Origin of the sequence: Formosa agariphila KMM 3901, assembly GCF_000723205.1 — a bacterium.
Classification (GTDB): domain Bacteria; phylum Bacteroidota; class Bacteroidia; order Flavobacteriales; family Flavobacteriaceae; genus Formosa; species Formosa agariphila.
In genome coordinates this window covers 3,012,942-3,029,550 of sequence record NZ_HG315671.1, presented here as the reverse complement: position 1 = coordinate 3,029,550, position 16,609 = coordinate 3,012,942, and the positions used below count along the sequence as shown (strand labels likewise).

The window sequence follows — 16,609 nt, the reverse complement described above, 5'->3', positions numbered from 1 at the left end:
GTTACGAGTTTAAGTTGGCATAACACATATAAGATATACGATAAAATTGCAGTAAGTTGATAGAAGGGTTGCTGCTCACCAAATTGTTTTTCATTTGTAAATTATACGCTTTATAAATCTTAGAAAAGATAACATTTAATTTTGTCTTTTTAAGAAACGAAAATAAAGTGAGTAGGTCATTATCGTGATTCTGTATTTTATTTTCATCCACAAGTTTTATAAGCATCTGAATTGCAGATGTCATTTTATTTAAATACATCTCATTGTTTTCAAGACCAAGATGATTCACTGCATTATTTATATGGAATACGTTTATCTTTTCGCTTTTAAGAAGTGCTCCAAAATAATTGTCTAAGCCATAACCTTTACAGTCTATTTGTCCGTTAATGCTTTTGAAAACAGATTTTTTTATTAAAAAGTTAGCAGAAATAACGACTTTATATGGGGTTTTATTTCTAATTGAAGCATCAACCGCTTCTTTAGTGCGTCCATATTTCCATCTTAATATTTTATGCTGTGGAGGTGGAGTTTTAGGATAAGAAAAACCACCGAAAATGGCTTCGTGTTCAGATGAAATAAACTCCAAGTAATTTGAAATAAATGTCTCTGTCACCGGAAGCGTATCTGCATCTATAAATAATAACCATTCAAATGTAGACGCCTCACAAAGTAATTGCCGTGTTTTGGTACGACCATTGTTCTCTGATGATTTTAAAAAAGTAGTATATGCTAAAGATTCAATATTACTGTTTACTGAAATACATTCTGTTTGCGATGCATCGTCTAAACAAATAATCTCAAAAGGAGTTTGAGATGCCATGAGTTGATTATGCAGGTTCTGCACTAAATCAACAACGTCATAGTTATAAACAGGAATTAATACAGATAACATGTAGTGAAAGGTGTTCTAGACTTGAATGTAGAACGAGGTTTTATAAAAAAAATTGCAAAAAGGGAGTTGTTTTATAGTATTAAACGACCCATTATAAACGAGTGACCTAATTTTTACGTTGTACCACTTCGAAAAGCTGATTGTTATCGCACTTTAACGTTTTGCTTGGGTATTTTAAAAGTAACGCGTAATCGTGAGTCGCCATTAAAATGGTGTTTCCATTTTTATTAATATCTTGAAGTACTTTCATAACTTCAATACTCGTTTGTGGGTCTAAATTTCCAGTTGGCTCATCGGCAAGAATAAGTTCAGGGTCGTTTAGTAAGGCACGAGCAATTGCAACACGCTGTTGTTCTCCTCCAGAAAGTTCATGGGGAAATTTAAATCCTTTAGTTTTCATGCCTACTTTTTCTAGAACTTCATCTATACGCGTTTGCATTTCAGATTTATTTTTCCAACCCGTAGCTTTTAAAACAAAACTTAAATTCTCTATAATGTTTCTGTCTACTAAAAGTTTAAAGTCTTGAAAAACCACTCCTAACTTCCGTCTTAAAAAGGGGATTTCTTTTTCTTTTAATGTGCGCAAATTAAAATCGACAATGCTACCTTCCCCTTGAGTTAAGGGTAAATCGCCGTAAAGCGTTTTCATAAAACTACTTTTTCCTGTTCCGGTTTTTCCAATAAGATAAACGAAATCTCCTTTAAATACTTCAACATTTACATTAGAAAGTACAAGACTATCGCCTTGAAATATAGAAACATCGTTTAATTGGAGAACAGTTTGCGACATAAGAATAATGCGTTTTAATTACATTGTAAATGTATCATTTTATAATTACTTATAAAACACTGTTCGATTGCTTTTTTTTAATAATATTTGCATATTAATCTATAATTATTGCCCTTAATTTTCGTTATAGGGTTTAGATTAAATTATCTTTGATTTAAATAAAACTTAAGGTTAATGACTAGAAGTAACATTGTATTATTTTTATTAGCTATAGTTGCGAGCGGACAGGTGTTTGCCCAGCGAACAGCAATTTATACCAACGATCAAGCCGATTACCAAAAAGCCCTCGCGTTATATAATAACAGACAGTATTTAGCATCGCAAATTATTTTTACCGCAATACAGAAGGAAACTAAGGAAGAGGTGATGCAGTCTGAGTGTGCTTACTATATAGCAAGTACAGCTATTCGGTTAAATCAGTTAAAATCTGATGAATTAGTTGAAGACTTTGTCACGGAATATCCTACAAGTCCGAAACGAAACTCTGCTTACGTAGATGTTGCAAACTATTATTTTAAAAACGGAAAATATGCGCATGCTAAAAAATGGTATGATCGTGTAGATGAACGCTCGTTAACCGTTTTAGAAAAAGATACCTATTATTTCAATAAAGGGTATACTGCCTTTGTAACCAAAAACTATAGCAATGCACAAAAATATTTAACTCGAGTAGAAAATTCGAGTGAGTATGGTGCACAAGCAAAATATTATATTGGTTATATGGCTTACCAAAGTGACGATGCAGGTCAGGCCAATCAATATTTTGATCAAGTACAAAACCAAGCAAAATATAAAGAGAAACTGTCTTATTTTAAAGCCGATTTAAATTTTAAACTTGGGAATTTTGAAGAGGCGATTGCATTAGCCAAAGAACAAATTCCGTATAGTACTCGAGATGAAGAATCGGAGTTGAATAAAATAATAGGAGAGAGTTATTTTAATTTAGGAAATTACGATGAAGCCATTCCGTATTTAAGTCTGTATGACGGAAAAAGAGGGAAGTGGAGCAACACCGATTATTACTTATTAGGTTATGCGTATTATAAACAAAGTGATTATGATCGTGCTATTTCTGAATTTAATAAAATTATTAGCGGTAATAATGGAGTGGCACAAAATGCCTATTACCACTTAGGAGAGAGTTATATTAAGTTGAATAAAAAAACCGAAGCGTTAAATGCATTTAGAAATGCATCTCAGATGGAATTTGTTCCAGAAATTCAGAAGGATGCTTGGTACAATTATGCTAAAATTAGTTACGATATAGGAAACCCTTACGAGTCGGTTCCTAAGGTGTTATCGAGTTATTTAACGAAATATCCAGAAACAACAAACCGAATGGAGGTTGAAGGGTTACTGGTCGACTCTTATATAACATCTAAAAATTACGGTGAAGCATTAAAATTACTTGAAAGTAAGAAAGACGCAGTTAGTAAAGAAGCGTATCAAAAAGTGGCGTTTTATAGAGGTCTAGAACTTGTCGAGGAAGAAAATTATACAGAAGCCTTAACGTTTTTCGAACTTGCTTTAAAAGAACAAATCAACCCAGAATATACAGCACGAACCAACTTTTGGAAAGGCGAATGTAATTATAATTTAAATAATTATGCAGAAGCAATAACCGATTATAAAGCCTTTAAACAGTTTGCAAGTACCAATACCGAAGAGGGAAAAATTGTAGACTATAACTTAGGTTATGCTTATTTTAAGCAAAAAGATAACGGCCAATCTACAGAATATTTTAATGCATTCACTCAGAATTATACAGAGGATCAAGTCAAGTTAAATGATGCTTATTTACGTCTTGCCGATGGTTATTTTGTGTCTAGTAAATACAGTCAGGCTATTAAAGCTTACGATGCTGCTATTAATTTAGGAGAAATAGAAACCGATTATGCTGCATTTCAAAAAGCCATTAGTTATGGTTATGCAGGAGATTCTAAGACAAAAGTTTCAGAATTAGAACAATTTGTAAAAGTATATCCAAAATCGAAATTAAGAGACGATGCGATGTACGAGTTAGGAAATGCTTATAACAAATCTAACGATAAAGACAGGGCTGTTGCCATGTATAATCAGTTAAGTTCAGAGTACAGAATGAGTTCCTTAACACCTAAAGCGATGTTAAGAGAAGGACTTATTTTTTATAACGATAACGAAAATCAAAAGGCAATCGAACGTTTTAAAACGGTAGCTGCAAATTATCCAGGTTCACCAGAAGCAATTCAAGCAGTATCTACAGCACGTTTAATATATATAGATATGGGCGAAGTAGATACCTATGCCAGTTGGGTAAAAACATTAGATTATGTAAATGTAACAGATGCCGATTTAGATAATTCAACTTATGAAGCTGCAGAAAAAAGATATTTAGACAACGATGTCGATGCCGCGATAAAGCAGTTTAATGGATATTTAAATCAATTTAAAAACGGGTTACATGCCAACCAAGCTCATTTTTATTTAGCACAATTATATTACAGTAAAGGTTTAAAAGTAAATGCTACACCACATTACAAAGCAGTGGTAGACGCGCAAAGCAGTGAGTTTACAGAAGAGGCTTTAAAACGTTTATCTCAGAGTTATTTAGATGGTAAAAACTGGATTGATGCAATACCTGTGTTAGAACGTTTAGAGTCTGAAGCTACTTTTCCTCAAAATGTGGTGTTTGCTCAATCTAACTTAATGAAAGCTAACTATCAGTTAAGTAAATATAAAAGTGCTGTAAGTTATGCCGAAAAAGTATTAGCTAATGAGACTATAGATAACAAAATTAAAAGTGATGCCAATATAATTATTGCAAGGTCTGCTTTTAATTCTAAAGACATGGCGCGTGCACAACAAGCATATGAAGATGTAAGTAAAGTAGCGACTGGAGAAACAGCTGCAGAAGCGTTGTATTATAATGCTTATTTTAAACATAAAGATGCTTATTTTGAAGAGTCGAATGCTATAGTTCAGCGTTTAGCAAAAGATTACTCAAGTTATAAGTATTATAGTGCAAAAGGGTTGGTAATAATGGCAATGAATTACAAAGAGTTGGGCGATGCTTTTCAAGCGACCTATATTTTAGAAAGTGTAATTGAAAACTTTAAAACGTTTGATGATGTTATTTTAGATGCGAATACTCAGTTGTCTGAAATTAAAAAGGAGCAGGCTAAAACCAATTCCTCAATACAAACCCAAGATTAATAAATACAGTAATAAAATCTACTTATAATATGTATAAGCAATTTCAATATATATTGACATTTATCGTGTTTTTATGTGGGATAAATCTAACTTTTTCCCAAGAGAAAGATACAATTCAAACAGATGTGATAAACGTGGTTAAACCGTATACACCAACAATTTCTGATGCCTTTAAATTAAAATCGACTCCTACCTTAGACGATGATGCAACAACTCAGAAAAAAGAAATAGATTACAGTATCTTATCTGTTCCTGTGGCGTCTACATACATTCCAACTAAAGGGAAAGCAGCAGTAGTCGAGCAAGAAAAACCGACACCTGTTTACGATAACTATATTAATTTTGGTTATGGGTCTTACGGGAATCTTCAAACAGAATTAAATGCGTCTAAAGAATTTAATCGTATTGGTTCTTTTGGAGCACGGTTTGCCCTAGATAAATCTAAGGACGGAATTGAAGATGAGGTTTTAGATGATTCTTTCTCAAAATTGAAAGTAGAACTAGACTACATTAACAGACAGAGAGATTTAACATGGAGTGTTCGTGGAGGATTAAAAGCTCAGGAATACAATTGGTATGGTGTAGACGACCGATATAATATAAGTAAAAATAAAAACAAAGACGTAGAGCATAATTATTACGATTTGTACTTAGAAGGAGATGTAGAATACGACTATACTTATATTAGATCGGCAAGTTTAACCTTAAGACGTTTTTACGATAATTTTGATTCTGGCGAAACTCATTTAGATTTCGATGGTACAGTAAACTTACCTGTTATGGACGAAGAAATTAATACAGATGTAAGGTTCGAGTATTTTAGTGGTCAAGCAGGAACTACATATGCCAACAGCCGTCTTCCAGAATACGGTAACCTGCTACTTGGAGTTTCTCCAAGTTATGAAATTAGACGCGACGACTATACATTAAATGTAAGTGTATCTATGTATTATATGTTAGGAATGGATAGTACAGAAAGTAATTTTTATCTGTTTCCAAATTTAACTGGTTCTTACAGGATTGTAGACGATGCACTTATTGCTTATGGCGGATTTACTGGAGATGTTATTCAGAATACATACCGAGATTTTGTGCATACTAATCCGTTTTTGTCTCCTAGTATTAATGTAAAACCTACAGATAATAATTTTAATGTTTATGCAGGTATGTTAGGGAAATTTACTAATAACATCAGTTATAATGTAAAGGTCGGGTATTCATCAGAGGATGATAAGTTTTTATTTATGAAGAATCCATTTCCAGCAACAGGAGATAGTATGGCGGGGTCTACAAATTATAAATACGGAAACTCATTTCAAGTGGTTTACGACGACATTAATACCTTACAAGCTTTACTAGAAGTAAATGCTGATATGAATAAGAATTTAAAAATCGGATTTAGAGCAGAATACAATAATTACCACACCACTTTAGAAGAAGAAGCGTGGAATTTACCAAGCATTAAAGGATCTTTGTTCGGAGACTATGTGTCCGATTACAAATGGTTTGCAGGAGCTAACTTTTTCTATGTTGGCGAACGTAAAGACCAAAACCTATTACAAACAGGAACAACAACAACATCAGAAATTATTGACGTAAAAGGTTATTTCGATTTAAACCTAAATGGTGGATATAATGTAAGTAATGCGTTTACCGTTTTTGTGAAACTTAATAATTTAACTGCTCAAAATTACGAGCACTGGGATAATTATAATTTACAAGGGTTTCAAGTGTTGGGTGGAGCGACATTTCAATTCGATTTCTAGAACTATAATTTAGTCAGGTAATAAGAAGGGGTTTAAAATATTGATTTATATTTTTTTACTATATTTAATTCAATAAACCCCAAACCTACTTTTTATGAAATCTGTTCTATTTTTATGTATTGGTATACTATTTAGTGTTGTAAATACGTATGCTCAAACAGCAGCGTATACCACTGCTGCAACACAATGTCTACAAAGTAATGGCACTACAGCCTTCTACGAAACAGTCTTTAATACCTGTTTTAAACAAATTCAGGATCAATACATAAAATACGATATTCCTTCAGAGGAGTGGACAGAATTCAAAGCCTTAAAACCTGAAGCTATGAAAACTGTAAACGGTAAATTGGTTACTGCATATTCAGATTTTTTTACTCTTAAAGATATCGAGAATATGAATGCATTATATGCTTCTCAAGCTGGGCAAACCATGATTAAAAATCCGAGTGCCTTAACGAAAAAAGATAAGAAGCAAATCGATAATTTTTACAAAACCTCCACCGGAAAAAAGATTGTAGATTCACAATCGGATATGAAAGAACAAATGCAAGTTATTTCAGATTTTTGGTGTGGTGAGATTTATAAAACGGTTAACGATAAGTTAGAAGCAAAAGGTTACGCTATTCGTTAAGAGTAAGCTTAGCTAAATAATCGAAATGCTCGCCTTCTTGTACGTTCTCACAGTTTAAACCTACAGTAAGGCAGGCATTCTTTAATGTTTCGAAATCTAAATACAACCAGGTTAAAGGCGTTTCTTTTACACCTTTATAACTCATGTAGTAATCGAGTTCGCCGTAGTAATTCGCGTTTGTATCTATCCATAACCCGCCATCTTCATCTTCATACATATATTGAATATCTGATGAGTCAATTAAAATCTGACCTTTAGGTTTTAAAAGCGATTTTAAATGCGATAAATATTTAGTCACGTAGCTTAACTTCTCAAATATACCTGTTCCATTCATCAGTAATAAAATGGTGTCAAATTGCTCGGTGATATCTAATATAGAAGCCACTTCAGCATGATTAACGCCTCGTGTATTACAAACAGAAATAGCGCCTTCAGAAATATCTATAGATTTTACAATTATACCTTTGTTTTGAAGATACAAACTGTGTCCGCCAGCACCACAACCAACGTCTAATACATGACCTTTAACTAATTTTAGAGCTTTTTGTTCTAATTTAGGCATGTCTTTAAATTCACGAAACAAGTAGGGAATAGGTAGTATATCTTCGTCAGAAATATTTGTAGAGGTAATAATATCTTCGGTGTAATTTCCGTTTTGGTAATCTAAAAGGGCTTGTCCTAGAATGTCTTTCATAATTATGATGTATGGATTTTCTTTGTGGTCTAAAAATGATTTATTTTAATTAAATTGTATTTTTACCACATGCAAGACATATTAAAACAACTGCCTCAAGAGGCCAAAGATAAGCATAACGAGAATACTAACTTTTTTAAAAAATTAAAAAAGAAGCCGCCAAAGCAATTAGATTATATAATGCAAGAATTGCATGAGGCAGAATTTAAACGTACCGATTGTTTTGAGTGTGCAAATTGTTGTAAAACCACTGGTCCATTATTTACAGATAAAGATGTAGAACGTATTTCTAAACATTTTAAGATGAAACCCCAACGTTTTATAGAACAGTTTCTACGTATAGATGAAGAAAACGATTATGTGCTGCAAAGTGTACCGTGTACATTTTTGGGTGCCGATAATTATTGTTCTATTTATGAAGTTAGACCAAAAGCTTGTCGTGAATTTCCACATACAGACAGAAAGAAGTTTCAACAAATATCTAATTTAACACTAAAGAATGTAGCCATATGTCCTGCAGCCTTTAATATTGTTGAAGAGATGAAAAAACGAATTAAGTAAATCATGAAAAAAATAGTTGTCTTCTTAATATTTTGTTTTTCAATTGGTATATGTTCTGCTCAAGACTGGATGACCGATTTGGAGGTTGCCGAACGATTGGCTTTAGTACAAAATAAATTATTGGTTGTTGCTTGGGAAGGCTCGTATTTCGATGGTATCCCTATGTATATTAACAATGATAAAGGAGAAGAGGTGTTTGTAAAGAATTTATTCGATGTTCCGGTAGTAGATAGTTTGCTGTGGGCTCATTTTATCCCTGTTATTTTAAAGGAAAGTGAACATTCAAGATTATACGAAAACATTAAAAATAAAAGAAGCACTGCCTACCTAGAAAAGTTTCATGACGATAGTGTAAAGGTCATGGATGCCAATGGTAATATTTTAAATGTTAATGATGAAGGGTATCTGTTTAATGTGTCTAGATTTATCGATAAGTATAGCATGAATATGACCATGTTAAATGAGAAACTGACAAATTATAAACGAAAAAAAGATTTTTATTCGGCATTCTTTCTGTCTGCATCTTATATGGATTTTGCTTTTTATTCTAGAGGAAGTGTACGGCCAGAATTGGTAGACTTAGCATCTATTTATTTAGATGAAGCTTCTGAATTTTTAGATCAAGAAAATTTTGAAAACAAAGAGGTTTTAATGCAACGGGTAAACTTAATGGAAATTCAAAAAGACTTGCTTTTAGAACGTCCTAAAAAAGTACTCAGAAAATTAAACCGGATAAAAGAAGACCAAGTAGAACCTGTAAATAGCAGTTTGCGTTCTTTTTTGTATTTTTCATCTTATAAAATGTTGCAAGATCACGAAAGTGCCGCCGAATGGCAGTCTAAGGTTACATCTATTGATATTAAAAAAGTAATGCAATTAATTAACAGCCTGCAAGAATAAACTTGGAAACGCTTCTTACATATTTTGAAACCATACCATCGCTTCATCGCAGTTTGATTTTAGTGGGTGGAATTACTTTCTTCTGGATGTTAGAGGGAGCAGTACCTTTGTTTCAATTCAACTATAAAAAATGGAAGCATGCCTGGCCAAATTTGTTTTTTACTATAACAACTATAGTCATTAACTTTGGATTAGCTTTTTTGCTTTTAAGAACTTCAGATTGGGTTACAGCCCATTCTTTTGGAATTATAAATTGGTTGCCTAAACTCCCGCTGTGGTTATACGTAATATTAGGCGTTTTACTATTGGATTTTTTCGGAGCCTATTTGGCTCATTATGTAGAGCATAAAGTGAAGCCATTGTGGATGGTGCATTTAGTACATCACACCGACCATAAAGTAGATATTACAACTGGAAATAGACACCACCCTATAGAGAGTGTTATCCGATTTGCGTTCACTCTACTAGGTGTATTTGTTGTTGGAGCTCCAATTGGGATTATCATGATTTATCAATCCTTATCTGTAGTGTTTACGCAGTTAACACATGCCAATATAAAAATGCCTCGTGGTTTAGATAAAGCCATAAGTTATGTATTTGTGTCTCCAGATATGCATAAAGTACATCATCATTACTTATTACCTTACACCGATTCTAACTATGGAAATATATTTTCCATTTGGGATAGGTTATTTGGGACCTATATGGAGTTAGATCGCGATAAGTTAACTTATGGTGTAGATACTTTTCCAGATGAGATTACCAATAGTAATATTAAAGATTTACTGAAACAACCGTTTCATAAATATAGACATCCAACAACAACCGATGCTTCTGAAAAAGTTGATTAGCTTAATAGTATATTAATATAATAGTTAAGTTTATTTTGAATTTTTTTCTTGCTTCAAAATAAGTTGAAATTAACAGCGTTTAAAAGAAATCTCGACTGCGCTTAATCTGATAACTCTTCTTGGAAACTATTTTTTTTCACCTTCAATTTACATTAAGACTCTAATTATACAGCATATATTTTTTACGCATTTTTTTATACCCATCTAATCCCGTTTTCCAAGATTGCTTAATTTCAGTAACACTTAAATTGCCTTCAATTTGCTTTTGTAACTTTTTAGTTCCTGCCAATTTCGTAAAAAAGGAATTGAAAAACTCCGTCTTATTTGTAGTCGAATGGTATGCTTTTATAAGGTAAGATAAGTTAATCTGGTTTAATAGTTTTTCGTTTGTCAAGTCTACACCATAACATAATTTGTCTTTATGCTTTGGGTGTTTCGCACCTAAATTAGATTTTGGAGTGTAGCTATACTCTTGGTTTTTTAAGAACGGAGAACCATAAACCTGAAATTGTGTTTGTGTTCCGCGACCTGCATTTACATTGGTACCTTCAAAAAAACATAAACTCGGATATAAATTTATAGATTGATCATTTGGTAAATTTGGTGATGGCTTTATTGGTAAATGATAAAGCATATCGTGCGTGTAATGTTCTGCTTTTATAATGGTCAATTCGCATTGTATACCATTTTCTAACCATTTTTCGCCATTTATCATTTGGGCATATTCACCAATTGTCATACCATGCACTACAGGAATTGGGTGCATACCAACAAAACTTTTATGTTCTAATTCTAATATTGGACCATCAACATAGCGTCCGTTTGGATTTGGGCGATCTAAAATTAATATCGGGATATTATTTTCAGCACAAGCTTCCATGACATAATGTAGGGTAGAGATGTAAGTGTAAAAACGTGCTCCAACATCTTGAATATCGAAAATAAGAAGGTCTATGTTTTTAAGCTGAGTCGCATTAGGTTTCTTGTTAGAACCATAAAGTGAAACGATAGGTAATTTAGTTTTGGTATCGATACCATCTTTAACAACTTCACCAGCATCTGCAGTACCTCTAAAGCCATGTTCTGGCGAGAATACTTTTGTAAGCTTAACATCTAGCTTAAGTAAAGAATCTACCAAATGGGTGTACGTTTGGTCTGTTTTAAAAATAACTGACGTTTGGTTGGCAACAATTCCAATAGATTTCCCTTCTAATAACGGCAAGTATTCTGGAGTTCTGTTAGCCGCCACAATTATGGTACTATCATTTTGAGTGAGTATATTTTCTTGTTTTAGATTTTCTATTGAAGGTTTGGCTAGACAACCAAAATAAATCATGATGAAAACAAATAATAAAACTGTATTTTTGAGGACATTTAAACGCATACTTATAATTTGAATTACGAATATTTTTTAGCCAAACGCATTATAGGCAGTAAGGCGTATAAAAGTAGTGTATCGGCACCAATAATAAAAATTGGTATTGCGGCAATTGCAATTGGTATAATAGTAATGATGATTGCAATTGCAACCGGAATTGGCTTACAGCAAAAGATTAGAGATAAGGTTGTTGCATTTAATGGTCATGTTGTTATTTCTAATTTCGATAGTAATAATTCTCAAGAAAGCGTAGTTCCTATATCTAACCAACAAGATTTTTATCCAGAATTTACAAGTATCGATGGTATAAATCATATTCAAGGTGTCGCCACAAAGTTCGGAGTGATTAGAACGGCAACAGATTTTGAAGGTATTATAGTAAAAGGCGTTGGTAAAGATTTTAAATGGGATTATTTTAAAGACTTTTTAATAGAAGGTCGTCTGCCAGATTATACTCAAAACAGAAATGAAGATGTGTTAATGTCTCAGTTTATAGCTAATAAAATGGGCTTTAAGTTGGGAGATACTTTTAACACCTATTTTATAAAGGACGATACCAATAAGCCACCAAATATTATTACATATAATATTGTAGGTATTTATAATTCCGGTTTTCAGGAGTTCGATGCCTCTTTTGTTATTGCAGATATAAAACATATTCAGCGCTTAAATAAGTGGGATGAAACTGAAATTGGGAATTTTGAAGTGTTTATAAACGATTTCAATCAAATAAAAGAAATTGGAACGGAAGTCTATAAAAACACGCCGCCAACTTTAAACACCCAAACTATTGTTGAGAAATTCTATAATATTTTCGAGTGGATTAAGATTTTCGATAATAATATTTATGCCATTATCGGGATTATGATTTTAGTCGCGGGTATTAATATGATTACTGCTTTATTGGTTCTTATTCTAGAACGCACACAAATGATTGGTGTTTTAAAAGCTTTAGGAAGTAATAACTGGAGTATTAGAAAACTCTTTTTGTTTAATGCGTCTTATTTAATTGTGCTTGGTTTGTTTTGGGGAAACCTGATAGGTTTAGGTTTATTATTCGCTCAGAAATATTTAAAACTTTTTCCTTTAGATCCTAGTATTTATTATGTAACCGAAGCTCCGGTGTACATAAATCTTAATTATATTATTGCACTTAATGTAGGGACATTTGTGTTGTGTTTAGTAATGCTTTTAGTGCCATCTTATATTATCACTAAAATTTCTCCTGTAAAAGCGATGCGTTTCGAGTAGGTTTCACTGTATCGTTATCTAGTTTATTTTTTTGTTTTCAAATAGAATCATTTCAGATTTTCGACTAAAAGATCTTTAACTTCTTATGTTTTTAATTGACATGTAGAGGTTTTTACGGTTTTTCCGTAATGCAAAATTGTAAATATCTTTATTTTAAGAAAAACTTACATTTCTTTAACAAAATAGAATTAACTATTTAATTAGATTTGAGAAGTTGTAAGTGAATACTTCATTCTTAACAATTAAAATATTACTGTTTATTAAAAGCCAATTATTATGAAATATCTGTTTTTAGTGCTAACCATCTTATGGTGTTCAAATAGTATATCCCAAAATGGACTAGTAATTTACGGGCACAAACAAAGTATGGGGATGGGGGCACCTATAGGAATAGATTATATGCAGCGTTACAATTTAATACAGAGTGTTCGCTTTATATATTCGCGCAAGATGCTTTAGAAGGCGGATCTATAAATAAAACAGAAATTATACGTAAAAATGAAAAAAAAATCTTTGTAAAAAGAAAGTTTAGTTTGCCAGAAGGATTTCAATATTATATAGATCGCAAGACCCAAACCCTAATGTCTAGAGATTTGGGTCTAGTCTATGTTAAAGAACCGATTCCAGAAATGAAATGGGAAATTTCTGAAGACACTAAATCCATAGGTCAGTATACATGCACAAAAGCTACAGTTATGTTTAGAGGTCGGAAGTATACGGCATGGTTTACAACCGAAATACCTTTGCCTTACGGACCATGGAAATTACAAGGATTGCCAGGTTTAATTTTGGAGGCTTACGACACAGATAAAGAAGTCTACTTTTATTTTAAATCCATTAAATATCCATTAGAAACTACAACAGCCATACTAGCTCTAGACCCAACCACAGAACAAAAAGATTGGATATCATTTGCAGAGTACAAACAGGGATTAATTGAAGCTCATAACAGAGCAATTGAAAATGGTAGGATGTTTATGGAAGACTTCGATGCAGAAGAAAGTACAGGAAAAAAATCTATGGCAGGTTCTTATATAGAAGTGTTTGATGAAAATTAAAGCCAAATCCTAAATGGGTAAATATTTGGTATTATGTTTTCTTATAATTTGGTGTAGCCATATAACAGCACAAACCATAAAAGTTGAAGGTGTTTTACGGTCTGAAACAAATGTAGCAATCCCCAATGCAACAGTAATTATATATAAAAATGAAAAAATTGTTGCTTTTGGGTATTCTAATGAAATCGGAGCATACCAAATCCAATTTCAGTTTAAAAACTCAGAGTCGGATACATTAAAACTAGTTGCAAACGGTTTAGGATTCGAGCAACAAGAAAAAACAATTGGATTAGGGAAGGATACCGAATTTACAGTCGATTTTATTTTAAAAGAGAAATTAGAAGATCTTAATGAAGTGGTTTTAGAGGCTTGGGAGAAAATTTCCGTAAAAACAGATACCATTATTTATAAAGTTTCAGCGTTCCAAGATGGTTCGGAACAAGTTCTAGAAGATTTACTTAAAAACATTCCCGGAATTGAAATTGCATCAGATGGGAATATAAAAGTAAATGGTAAAAATATTGATAAATTACTTATTGAGGGTGATGATTTGTTTGATGATAAATATAAGTTACTTACTAAAAACTTAGATGCCAATGTTATTAATGAAGTGGAGGTTCTTAATAATTTTGAAGATAATCCGGTTCTGAAAAAATTTCAAGATTCTGAAAAAGTCGCACTCAACCTAAAGTTAAAAGCGGAGAAGAAAAACGTATGGTTTGGAAATGTAGATGTGGGACTTGGTGTAAAAAATCATTTTAATAGTAGTGCAAATGTAGGATTACTTAAAAAGAAAGTTAAAGTTCTTAATTTAACTAATGGTAATACTATTGGTACTACAGCAACCTCTCAAGTTAAATCTAGCGAAACTATTAATATATCTAGTGCCAACATAGACAAAAAAATAGAAAAGCGTAATAATGAAATTGTTAACGTAGATAATGTGTCCGATACGAACTTCTCTAATAATGAAGATGTATTTAATACCTCATTTTTAAATTCACTTAGTTTTGTCACCAGTTTATCAGATCATACAAAATTAAGGAGTCATACATATTTTACTTTTGATGAAATAGAGAAACAAAATTTAAATCTTACCGAATATTTCATTTCACCAGAATCTATTACATTTTCAGAACAAAATAATATTAAGATTAAAGATATATCTTTTGCGACAGAATTAGAATTGAAGCATTTCTCTAAAAATGAAACTTATTATACGTACGATTTCGCTTTTGAAAATAACCCAACACAAACTAGAAATCATGTATTGTTTAATACAGAACAGATTTCTCAAGTTCAGGATGATGAAAAGTATAATCTGTTCAATCATTTAAATGTCACTAAAAAATTATCTGACCAAATATTATGGTTAACCTATGCGTATTTAGGCATCAATAAAACAAATCAATCCTTAAGTGTTTTTCCAAATGTTTTAAGTGATGTTTTTAATAATGATGATAATACTCAAATCAATCAAAAAAGCGAAACACCTTTAACGTACTATGGTTTAATTTCTGAATTAACTGCAAAGAATAATGTGTCTGAATATGGCGTTGAGTTTTCTGCAACTGTAGATAAAGACGATGTTGAAAGCGCATTTAGGTTTGATAATGCGCCTATAATAGATAGTTTAAGTAATAATACAAGCTATAGAAATACAAAATTTGAAGCCACTTTAAAATATAATTACACCATTTCTAGGCTGTTAAAGTTGAGTAGCTCATTACGGTTTTCTCAAAATTATTTAGAGCTGAATACTGCTAAACAACAATTCTTTTTTGTGAACCCTAGAATTAGGTTACACACTAAAAAAACAAAAATCGGGAATTTTGGAGTGAGTTATAATTATAAAAGTGATTTGCCAAATTCCAGATATTTAACCGAAGATTATATATTAAAAAACTACAGAACATTTACTAAAGGTACAGCTGAAATTCAGTAAATAAACAACCATAGTTTTGGGTTTTATTACACGTTTAATAATTATAAAAAACAGTTTTTAATTAATTCAATGGTTATGCATAGTTTTTCTGATAGGGGATATGGTTTAAACAGTCAGGTTACAGAACAAAGTAATTTTAGTACCTATACGGTTATAGATGGAGGAAGATTTACAAATTATAATTTAAGCATAACAAAATATCTTTCGCCGCTTTCTAGTACTTTAAAAATAAGTACAAATCACAATTGGACAAATACTCCAAGTATTATTAATACTATACCAAGCCCAACTATTAATTATTCTGCGAACTATAGGTTACAAGGGACAACCTATTTTAAATTACCAATCAATTTTAAATTCGGATTCCAATATAATTATGCTAAAGGTGAATTCGATTCACAAATAACTACAAATCATTATTACGAAAGCAATGTAGGTGCTACTTTAAGATTTTCAGATGTATGGTTATGTAAATTCGAGAATACCTATTATTCAATTAATCATAACACCTATTGGTTCTCTAATTTCAATGTGAATTATACGCCAGAAAATAGTCGGTGGTCATATCGTTTGTCTGCTAATAATCTATTAAATGTTAAGGCGTTTCAGAATGTTTATGTTTCAGAATTTCAAAGAAATGAAACGCGTATTAACACCTTACCTTTGTATGTGCTTCTAAATGTAAAGTATCGGTTTTAAT

The 16,609-nt window shown here is 32.0% G+C and carries 14 protein-coding genes; 10 read left to right on the top strand and 4 right to left on the bottom strand.

Going from position 1 to position 16,609, the window contains the following annotated elements:
• Position 1: 1 nt before the first annotated feature.
• Positions 2 to 892, bottom strand: a complete 891-nt coding sequence (locus tag BN863_RS12605; protein ID WP_038531150.1) for a glycosyltransferase family 2 protein — start codon at positions 890 to 892, stop codon at positions 2 to 4.
• 106 nt (positions 893 to 998) lie between these two features.
• Complete coding sequence (locus tag BN863_RS12600; protein WP_038531148.1) at positions 999 to 1,682, bottom strand: cell division ATP-binding protein FtsE; 684 nt, start codon at positions 1,680 to 1,682, stop codon at positions 999 to 1,001.
• Positions 1,683 to 1,856: 174 nt separating this feature from the next.
• Between BN863_RS12600 and BN863_RS12595 the strand changes: the two genes are divergently transcribed.
• From BN863_RS12595 to BN863_RS12585, 3 genes are all read left to right on the top strand, one after another.
• Positions 1,857 to 4,874, top strand: a complete 3,018-nt coding sequence (locus tag BN863_RS12595) for a tetratricopeptide repeat protein (RefSeq protein ID WP_038531145.1) — start codon at positions 1,857 to 1,859, stop codon at positions 4,872 to 4,874.
• A gap of 29 nt (positions 4,875 to 4,903) precedes the next feature.
• A complete protein-coding gene (locus BN863_RS12590; RefSeq protein WP_038531143.1) occupies positions 4,904 to 6,640 on the top strand; it encodes a TonB-dependent receptor in 1,737 nt (578 codons plus the stop codon).
• 94 nt (positions 6,641 to 6,734) lie between these two features.
• A complete protein-coding gene (locus tag BN863_RS12585) occupies positions 6,735 to 7,271 on the top strand; it encodes a DUF2059 domain-containing protein (RefSeq protein WP_038531140.1) in 537 nt (178 codons plus the stop codon).
• Here BN863_RS12585 and BN863_RS12580 read toward each other — a convergent pair.
• A complete protein-coding gene (locus tag BN863_RS12580) occupies positions 7,261 to 7,965 on the bottom strand; it encodes a class I SAM-dependent methyltransferase (protein ID WP_038531137.1) in 705 nt (234 codons plus the stop codon). The two genes, BN863_RS12585 and BN863_RS12580, sit on opposite strands and share 11 nt — an antisense overlap.
• Before the next feature lie 69 nt (positions 7,966 to 8,034).
• Between BN863_RS12580 and BN863_RS12575 the strand changes: the two genes are divergently transcribed.
• Genes BN863_RS12575 through BN863_RS12565 form a run of 3 tightly spaced genes read left to right on the top strand, consistent with a single transcriptional unit; the run spans position 8,035 to position 10,277 of the window.
• Positions 8,035 to 8,526 carry a YkgJ family cysteine cluster protein gene (locus BN863_RS12575; protein ID WP_038531135.1) on the top strand — a complete coding sequence of 164 codons (492 nt, stop codon included), beginning with the start codon at positions 8,035 to 8,037 and terminating at the stop codon, positions 8,524 to 8,526.
• 3 nt (positions 8,527 to 8,529) lie between these two features.
• Complete coding sequence (locus BN863_RS12570) at positions 8,530 to 9,426, top strand: hypothetical protein (protein WP_148304611.1); 897 nt, start codon at positions 8,530 to 8,532, stop codon at positions 9,424 to 9,426.
• 2 nt (positions 9,427 to 9,428) lie between these two features.
• Positions 9,429 to 10,277 carry a sterol desaturase family protein gene (locus BN863_RS12565; protein WP_038531129.1) on the top strand — a complete coding sequence of 283 codons (849 nt, stop codon included), beginning with the start codon at positions 9,429 to 9,431 and terminating at the stop codon, positions 10,275 to 10,277.
• A 160-nt stretch (positions 10,278 to 10,437) separates the two neighbouring features.
• Here the strand turns inward: BN863_RS12565 and BN863_RS12560 are convergent, their stop codons facing one another.
• Positions 10,438 to 11,613: an exo-beta-N-acetylmuramidase NamZ family protein gene (locus tag BN863_RS12560; RefSeq protein WP_242404029.1), complete on the bottom strand. Its 1,176-nt coding sequence runs from the start codon at positions 11,611 to 11,613 to the stop codon at positions 10,438 to 10,440.
• Between the two features lie 57 nt (positions 11,614 to 11,670).
• Here BN863_RS12560 and BN863_RS12555 point away from each other — a divergent pair, with 57 nt between their 5' ends.
• The 4 genes from BN863_RS12555 to BN863_RS12540 all read left to right on the top strand — a co-directional run bounded on the left by BN863_RS12555 (position 11,671) and on the right by BN863_RS12540 (position 16,608).
• Positions 11,671 to 12,906: an ABC transporter permease gene (locus tag BN863_RS12555; protein ID WP_038531123.1), complete on the top strand. Its 1,236-nt coding sequence runs from the start codon at positions 11,671 to 11,673 to the stop codon at positions 12,904 to 12,906.
• 326 nt (positions 12,907 to 13,232) lie between these two features.
• Entirely contained in the window at positions 13,233 to 13,964 is a 732-nt protein-coding gene (locus BN863_RS12550) for a GLPGLI family protein (protein ID WP_084817542.1), read from the top strand.
• A gap of 13 nt (positions 13,965 to 13,977) precedes the next feature.
• Positions 13,978 to 15,909, top strand: a complete 1,932-nt coding sequence (locus tag BN863_RS12545; RefSeq protein ID WP_038531121.1) for a carboxypeptidase-like regulatory domain-containing protein — start codon at positions 13,978 to 13,980, stop codon at positions 15,907 to 15,909.
• Positions 15,910 to 15,984: 75 nt separating this feature from the next.
• Positions 15,985 to 16,608, top strand: a complete 624-nt coding sequence (locus tag BN863_RS12540) for a TonB-dependent receptor (protein ID WP_148304610.1) — start codon at positions 15,985 to 15,987, stop codon at positions 16,606 to 16,608.
• Position 16,609: the final 1 nt, after the last annotated feature.